6 protein-coding genes are annotated in these 7,989 nt (G+C 47.6%); 4 read left to right on the top strand and 2 right to left on the bottom strand.

The window, feature by feature from the left end:
• Positions 1-453 precede the first annotated feature (453 nt).
• Entirely contained in the window at positions 454-1,320 is an 867-nt protein-coding gene (locus tag XMA127_RS05900) for a ChaN family lipoprotein (RefSeq protein ID WP_173489064.1), read from the bottom strand.
• Between the two features lie 146 nt (positions 1,321-1,466).
• Here XMA127_RS05900 and parC point away from each other — a divergent pair, with 146 nt between their 5' ends.
• Complete coding sequence (gene parC, locus XMA127_RS05895) at positions 1,467-3,707, top strand: DNA topoisomerase IV subunit A (protein WP_371731451.1); 2,241 nt, start codon at positions 1,467-1,469, stop codon at positions 3,705-3,707.
• A 73-nt stretch (positions 3,708-3,780) separates the two neighbouring features.
• On the opposite strand, the gene XMA127_RS05890 is transcribed toward parC, so the two are convergent.
• Positions 3,781-5,541 carry a hypothetical protein gene (locus XMA127_RS05890; RefSeq protein ID WP_173499046.1) on the bottom strand — a complete coding sequence of 587 codons (1,761 nt, stop codon included), beginning with the start codon at positions 5,539-5,541 and terminating at the stop codon, positions 3,781-3,783.
• 201 nt (positions 5,542-5,742) lie between these two features.
• Here XMA127_RS05890 and XMA127_RS05885 point away from each other — a divergent pair, with 201 nt between their 5' ends.
• From XMA127_RS05885 to rsfS, 3 genes are read left to right on the top strand one after another with little or no spacing between them, the layout of a single operon-like run.
• Positions 5,743-6,996, top strand: coding sequence for a glutamate-5-semialdehyde dehydrogenase (locus tag XMA127_RS05885; protein ID WP_173499045.1), 1,254 nt, complete (start codon positions 5,743-5,745; stop codon positions 6,994-6,996).
• Positions 6,996-7,649 carry a nicotinate-nucleotide adenylyltransferase gene (gene nadD, locus XMA127_RS05880; protein WP_173499044.1) on the top strand — a complete coding sequence of 218 codons (654 nt, stop codon included), beginning with the start codon at positions 6,996-6,998 and terminating at the stop codon, positions 7,647-7,649. The genes XMA127_RS05885 and nadD overlap by 1 nt, the downstream gene beginning before the upstream one ends.
• Positions 7,630-7,989: a ribosome silencing factor gene (rsfS, locus tag XMA127_RS05875; protein ID WP_371731514.1), complete on the top strand. Its 360-nt coding sequence runs from the start codon at positions 7,630-7,632 to the stop codon at positions 7,987-7,989. The genes nadD and rsfS overlap by 20 nt, the downstream gene beginning before the upstream one ends.

Here is a 7,989-nt window from a genome sequence, read left to right as displayed (position 1 = left end):
GGGGTTGAGGCGCTGCAAGCGTCGCGAAGCGATGACGAGCAACGCTCGGCACCTATTGTAGGTCATTGAGAGCTTCGTAAAGGATCTCTGCCAAATCCATCGCGGCCTTTGCAAGACCGCTCCAACGGTTTTAAAAAAGATCTCTGCCAACGTCAACAGCGGATGACAGGCTGAAGCCAGTCACCGTAGCTTCGTAGTGAATTAAGCACACCAGTGACAGGCTGAAGGCCAGTCACCGTAGCTTCGTAGTGAGTTAAGCACACCAGTGACAGGCTGAAGGCCAGTCACCGTAGCTTCGTAGTGAGTTAAGCACACCAGTGACAGGCTGAAGGCCAGTCACCGCAGCTTCGTAGCGAGTTAAGCACACCAGTGACTGGCTTTAGCCTGTCACCTGCTCTCTAATTACGCGCCCAACCTTCACGGCCTTCGCAAGACCGCTCCAACAGCTAACTACTACCCTTCAATCTGCGAACAGTGATCCCTCTGCTCTACTTCCGGTGTGAATATCACATAATCAGCTATCGCTTCATCCTGATAGCTGTCTGGTATGATTTCAAAGGGGTCTCTGCTGTCACCAACGGATAGCATCATGATCGATAAGCTATTCAGCTCATTATGAAAGGGGACGCCGGCATCTTTTCTGACATGCATGTTGCCTGCAATGTATAGATCGACTTTATCGGTGCTGTTCTCTTTAAGTACTCTGCCCATCTGTCGATCACGGGCTATTTGAACTCTTAACATGTTGCCCAGTTGTGATTTGGGTAGCTTACCGCAGTGGCCTTCATAGAGTATGTCGAGCATAAAGTTTTTGTAGAGTTCGTTAGGATGATCTATTGATTCGTCCATGTAGGCTTGCATCTGTTGTTGTCGAGTTAGGTCTGTGCCGAGTACTCTATTTGCTTTCGTTAAAGCAAAGTTCACGGGTGATTTATACCACTCCCAAGGCCAGCCCTTTTGCCAGTTGAGTTGTTCTGGATTCGACGGCTCCCCTAATGCGCTGTCTAGTGCAGTCTGTTGATCTGTATTAGCCATTTCAAAGGCAACATTACCGAGTATCTTCTTTTGGGATAGTAGCTCTAGTATCTCTGTTTGAAGTTCGTGATGAATATCCGTTTCATGATTTTCACCCAGCAATATCCAATCTATCTCACTCATATGATCCAGTAATTGCTGTTGGGTTATAAAGCGCTGGTTAGTGTTGTCCCATATTTTTCCAACAATGGGATTATTACTTTTTATATCAGTTTGCCACTCAGCTGCTGATACGGCTGATATGCCAAACAGAATTGAAATAGAAACAGCTTTTAACAGGTTCATCTTGTCCGTGTCTTTTTGTTGATACTCGTTTTCACTCTACGCATTTGATCCTATCTTGGTGCTTTTCAGATGCAAGCGCGTGTCTATGGTGGCATACTCGTAAACAACTGTTTTTGTAAATGCTAACCCGTCTGGGAACACTATTTGTGGAAAATCTGATCGATGAAGGGGTCGAAACCCTTCCTTTAAAGACCTTTACAGAGAAAGCCTACTTAGATTACTCAATGTACGTCATTCTTGACCGTGCATTGCCTCATCTAGGCGATGGTATGAAGCCAGTACAACGCCGTATTGTTTATGCAATGTCTGAGCTTGGACTAAAGGCGAGCGCCAAATTTAAAAAGTCAGCACGTACGGTAGGTGACGTTTTAGGTAAGTTTCATCCGCACGGTGATTCGGCCTGTTATGAGGCTATGGTGCTTATGGCACAGCCTTTCAGTTATCGCTATCCGCTTGTAGATGGTCAAGGCAACTGGGGTTCTGCTGACGACCCTAAATCTTTCGCAGCAATGCGATACACTGAAGCGCGACTCTCTAAATATGCCGAGGTGTTGTTAAAAGAGTTAGGTCAAGGAACGGTTGAATGGGTACCTAACTTTGATGGCACGATGGATGAGCCTGAGGTTCTGCCAGCGCGTCTACCTAACGTACTCTTGAATGGTTCTACGGGTATCGCCGTTGGTATGGCGACTGATATTCTTCCCCATAACCTTCGCGAAGTCGCTCGGGCTTGTACTTATCTGCTCGACAATCCTGATGCCAGTGTTGCGCGTCTTTGTCAGAAAGTAAAAGGCCCTGATTTCCCAACCGCTGCTGAGATCATTACACCGACGGCTGATCTTAAAAAGATCTATGAGACCGGTCGTGGTTCTGTAAAAGCACGTGCTATTTATGAAATTGAGGATGGTGACGTTGTCATTACGGCTCTTCCATATCAGGTATCTGGTGCTAAGGTGCTTGAACAGATTGCAGCTCAAATGCAGCAGAAAAAATTGCCAATGGTTAGCGATTTGCGTGATGAGTCAGACCATGAGAATCCGACTCGGTTCGTGATTGTGCCACGCTCAAATCGTATCGATATTGAGCAGTTGATGGCTCACCTGTTTGCAACCACCGATCTAGAGCGAAGCTACCGAGTTAACTTCAACATGATCGGCATTGACGGCCGTCCACAGGTTAAAGATCTTCGTCAGATCTTAACGGAGTGGCTTACTTGGCGTACCCAGGTTGTTCGACGCCGTCTCGAATTCCGTTTGCAGAAAGTATTAGATCGACTGCATATCCTCGATGGTTTGATCATTGCTTATCTTAATATCGATGAAGTGATCGCAATCATCCGCAACGAGGATGAGCCTAAAACGGTTATGATGGAGCGCTTCGGTCTAACGGATGTCCAAGCTAACGCCATCCTCGATCTCAAACTTCGTCATTTGGCGAAACTGGAAGAGTTTCAGATCCGTGCAGAGCAGTCTGAGTTAGATGAAGAGCGTAAAAAACTTGAATCTATTCTTGGTTCTGATGAGTTGATGCGTAATCTCATTAAAGAGGAGATTGAACAGGCTGCTGAAGAGTTTGGCGATGATCGCCGCTCTCCTCTGGTTGAGCGTGAAGAGTCTCAAGCGTTCAGTGATAAAGATCTGCTTACCTCTGATCCTGTTACCGTCGTCCTCTCTAAACAGGGGTGGATCCGTGCTGCTAAAGGGCATGACATTGATCCGGCTACTCTGAATTACAAAGCGAGTGATGGTTATAAACTCTCGATTGCTGGACGCATGAACCAGCCGACGATCCTGCTAGACAGTATGGGGCGCAGTTATACATTAGAGACTCATAACCTGCCTTCAGCTCGGGGGCAAGGCGAGCCTGTTACCGGTAGCATTAGTCTGCAAAAGGGTGCTTCGATAGAGGCACTAACCGCGGGTAAAGAGAGTGATAAGGTTCTTCTCTCTTCAGATGCTGGTTATGGCTTTGTCACGTCGATAGGTGATATGACCAGTAAGACGAAAAACGGTAAAGCGGTACTGACGCTACCCAAAGGGGCCAATATCGTAGCGCCTGCTTCCATTTCTGATAGCGAAAATGGTTTGATCGCTGCCGTAACTTCTGAAGGGCGTCTACTGGTGTTCCCAGTCTCTGAGCTGCCTGTATTGGGACGAGGTAAAGGTAATAAGATCATTAACATCCCGTCGGCAAGGGCTCAAGCTCGTGAAGAGTTGATGGTTGCTGTGGCTGTTCTTAATGAAGATCAGGAACTTCTGGTTCATGCGGGTAAGCAGTACCTTAAAATGACCAAAGCCGATCTAGAACACTACCGTGGAGAGCGCGGTCGTCGAGGCAATAAACTGCCAAGGGGCTATCAGCGAGTGAGCCATCTATCGGTAGAGTAATGACTACCTAAATATCAAAAGGGAGCCGCTGGCTCCCTTTTTTGTTGAATCAATAATGTGCGGTTTATGAAGATTACTGTGCTGCCTGCTGTGCCAGTTTTGCCAGAAGATAACGCCCCTGTTTTTCTAACAGATCTTGATAGCTTTTACTCAACGATAGGATCAGCACCTTGTCCTCATCTTCGCGTTTGATCTCAGCGGTTGATAGAACACCGCTTTTTAGATCGGGTGCCTCTGAGAGTGCTGTATGGCTAATCAATCGATCTGTTTTGGTTGAGCGAGTTAAGAAGCGGGCTTCGTCGGCCATTCTATCCTGACGACCCTGTTGACCTCTTACAATTGCGGTGTGGACGTTCAGTATCGGCTCCTGCTGATCTGAACGACTTCTATTGTACGAACGGGCAAGTTGGGCAAATAGCATGGCTGCACAAGCCGCATTAACGCCATGCTCGTCATCCTCGCTGGCATTATCAAACTGAATCAGTATGTCTTCGCCAAGTGCGGAGACCTCGCCTTCGTAAATATTGGCAACGGAGTTCGCCAGTGTTCGGTAAGTGCGTTTGATCTGTAACTGCTCTTCATTGGAGATCAGCGCCGAGTGGGGGCTGGTAAAGTCGATAAGGACAACGTAGGCCGCTTCACTGGCTGGTGTTAGCAGATCAAGCTCCTGTTCAATGGTGTATAGATCGAGCTGTTCTTCATTGATGATAGGCAGTTTGCGCGCCAGTTTTTTTGGAGGCTCTTGGCGCTCTGGCGTTGTATCAAACATCAACGTTTCAAAGCTGGGCTCTTCACGCTCTTGTTCGGGCTCTTTTGATAGAGGCTTGAAGGGCGGTACGCTCGGTTCACGTCTCTCTGGTTTTAGAAGTTCAACCAGATCGATCTCATCCTTCTTGGTCTCATCGACCTGCATTTTGACGATTGGCGGTTCAATGTCGGTAGGTTCATTGGCCTCTACCACTGTCGTATTTTCGCTAGGTTCCCAAGGCTTACCTGACGAGCTGTTTTCAAACATCGGATCATCGTACGCGGATCCGAAATTGCCTATATCATCGATATCTACTTTAGTGTCCGCTTCAGACTCGATAGTCGATTTAATCTCTGTTTCCGCCTCGGGTTGAGGGTGGATATCTTGGGAGTTGATCTCAGTATCCTGGTCTTGATCGTTTAGCTGTGGCTCTTGTTCAAGTAGCTCTTCTGCCTCAACACCGTCTTCATAAACCTCTTCATCACTGTCGTCGATTGTTTCCTGAGCTTCCGCTGAGTCTGTGATTTGATCGTCAAAATGTTGCTCAATCTGTTCGATATAAGCCACTTCCTCTTCAAGAAGTTTGCTCTGACGGCGATAGATAAACAGTGATAACAGAAAAGCGATAATAGCGCCGCTGCTGATCAGTCCCGTTTGATAATTGAGTTGTTGCTGAACGGGGGTCGGGTCGATCCACACCTCTAATCGAGCAATGGTTTCGTTATTAGGTGCGATGGATTTAGCTGTGTGGACCCCCTCTTGCTTGCCAGCTGCAGCAAGTCGCATGGTCTGGCTATCAGTGATTTGAATGCCTGCTACGAAAGGGTCGTCTGCAATCTGGTTGGTGACAAAGTTAAGGCTGACCAAATCCTTAGAGAGAATCAGAGGTGCAACCAGAATAGAGGCGCTGTTACTCCAGATTTTGGCCTGCTTGAGTGCTTCGTTTTCTGCGGCATTTTTTGCCAACAGATAGGAGCCAACCAGAGTCGAAGAGAAGAACAAAACCAGAGCGATGGCTGCAGCAAAGGCTGGGCGCTGGTACCAACGTAGGTAACCTTTATATTGTTCGCCGTCTTGTTCAAGCATGCCTTTGTTTCCAGTACACAAAATAAGAGTTTCATAATACCAGTCTGTCTTCGACCGATCGACCAGTTGGTTCCTAAAATTTGTAACTATTTCATAAGCATTAAAAACGATTTTTGCTGGCGTAATTTCTTGTTATTAGTGGGTTCTTTATCGCTCTCACGCTATACTATCCCCCTTAAAAAATTGATCGGTAAAGACCTGATGAATGTAGCGGATTACATGCAGACGCTTGGTGCGAATGCGCGCGAAGCTTCACGTGTCGTGGCACGTGCGAATACAGAACAGAAAAACAGCGCATTGCTTACAATGGCACAACTTATTGATGCCGATCGCGATGCGATCACTCAAGCTAATCAGAAAGACCTCGACGCTGGCAAAGCTCGTGGGCTTGATGATGCGATGCTGGATCGTCTTGCGCTGACTCCAGAGCGTATCGACGGCATGATCGAAGGTCTTCGTCAGGTGGCGGCACTACCAGACCCGGTCGGTGATGTTTCTGATATGCGTTTTCTGCCATCCGGAATTCAGCTAGGTAAAATGCGTGTTCCTTTAGGCGTGATAGGTATCATCTATGAGTCACGCCCGAATGTTACTATGGAGGCTGCCAGTCTTTGTCTGAAGTCGGGTAACGCTACGATTCTTCGCGGAGGCTCTGAGGCGATTCACTCTAATCAGGCGATTGCTCAATCGATTATGGCGGGCCTCAAACAGGCTGGTTTGCCTGAAACGGCTGTCCAAGTGGTGGAAACGACCGATCGTGAAGCCGTTGGTCAGTTGATTACGATGCCAGAGTATGTGGATGTGATCGTTCCTCGTGGCGGCAAGGGGTTGATCGAGCGTATCTCGAACGATGCACGCGTGCCTGTTATTAAACACCTTGACGGTATTTGTCATGTCTATATTGATGCAGAGGCTGACCTAGCTAAGGCTGTCAACATTGCGATTAATGCCAAGACCCATCGCTACGGTACCTGTAACACCATGGAGACACTGCTGGTTCATGAATCGGTTGCTGATGAGGTTCTTAAAGAGCTAGCTGTAGCCTACGCTGAGGCGGGTGTAGAACTTCGTGGATGTGACAAGACATGTGCCATTATTCAAGCCAATGCAGCGACTGAAGAGGATTGGGCGACGGAGTACTTGGCGCCAATACTATCTATCAAAATTGTTGAGGGTATTGATCGTGCAATTGAGCACATCAATCACTACGGCTCTCACCATACCGACGCGATCATTACTGAAAACTACACACTATCGCGTCAATTTTTGCGTGAGGTCGATTCCAGCTCTGTCATGATCAACGCCTCTACTCGCTTTGCCGATGGCTTTGAATACGGCCTGGGTGCTGAAATTGGTATATCTACGGACAAAATTCACGCTCGTGGGCCGGTCGGTCTAGAGGGGCTGACCTCTCAGAAATACATTGTTTACGGAGAAGGGCAGGTTCGTAAGTAATGCAAAAGCCTCCTTTGGTTCTTTTTGGTGGTACTTTTGATCCTATTCACTATGGGCATCTCAGAACTGCGCTAGAACTTCAGGAGGTGCTCAACGTGCCTCAGATTAATCTGGTCCCCACCGGTGATCCAGTCCATAAAGCATCAACCGGCGGCTCAGCCGTGCAGCGGTTTGAGATGGTTCGGCTAGCAGTAGAATCGGAGCCTGCACTGGTTGCTGATGATTGTGAATTGATTAGTGATGAGCCTTGCTACACCATCAACACGTTGATGAAAAAACGTGCCGAAGTGGGTGAGGATTTGCCAATTATATTGGTGATGGGGATGGACTCTCTGCTGGGCATTAAGAGTTGGTCCCATTGGCAGCAGCTAACGGATTTCGGCCACTTGTTGATCGTTGCTAGACCCGGATATGAGCCTGAGTTTGATTCAGAGCTTCAGTGCTTTATTGATCAGCATAAGGTTGAGGATCTGGAAGCGTTAAGCCTTCGTCCTTCAGGTCATCTGGTGATGCATCAGTTGACTCCGATGAATGTCTCAGCGACCCAAGTAAGAAAGATTATTAAGCGGGGCTCAAACCCTAGATTTTTAATTCCAGACGGCGTTTGGAATTTTATTAAAAATGAGCGTCTCTATGACGCCAATGAAAGGTAATTTAATTTACATGCAAGATGATCAATTGATCGCCCTAGTGCAAGATGCGCTTGAGGGAATGAAAGCAAAGGATATCAACCTAATCGATGTGCGTGGCCGCTCCACTGTTACTGACTACATGATGGTTGCAAGTGGTACCTCTAAGCGTCAAGTAGCAGCCGCTGCTCAAGAGGTGATCGACAAGGTGAAAGAGCAGGGTCTTTTGCCTATGGGTATTGAAGGTCAAACTGTCGGTGACTGGGTATTGGTCGATCTTGGGAGCATCATTGTGCACGTGATGATGCCAGATGCTCGTGATTTCTATGACATTGAACGCCTCTGGTCAGTAGGCGAAGCCTAA

The sequence above is a fragment of the Marinobacterium sp. xm-a-127 genome (genome assembly GCF_013283425.1).
Classification (GTDB): domain Bacteria; phylum Pseudomonadota; class Gammaproteobacteria; order Pseudomonadales; family Balneatricaceae; genus Marinobacterium_E.
The sequence above is the reverse complement of the archived record's forward strand: the minus strand, read 5'-3'. Positions and strand labels throughout refer to the sequence as shown.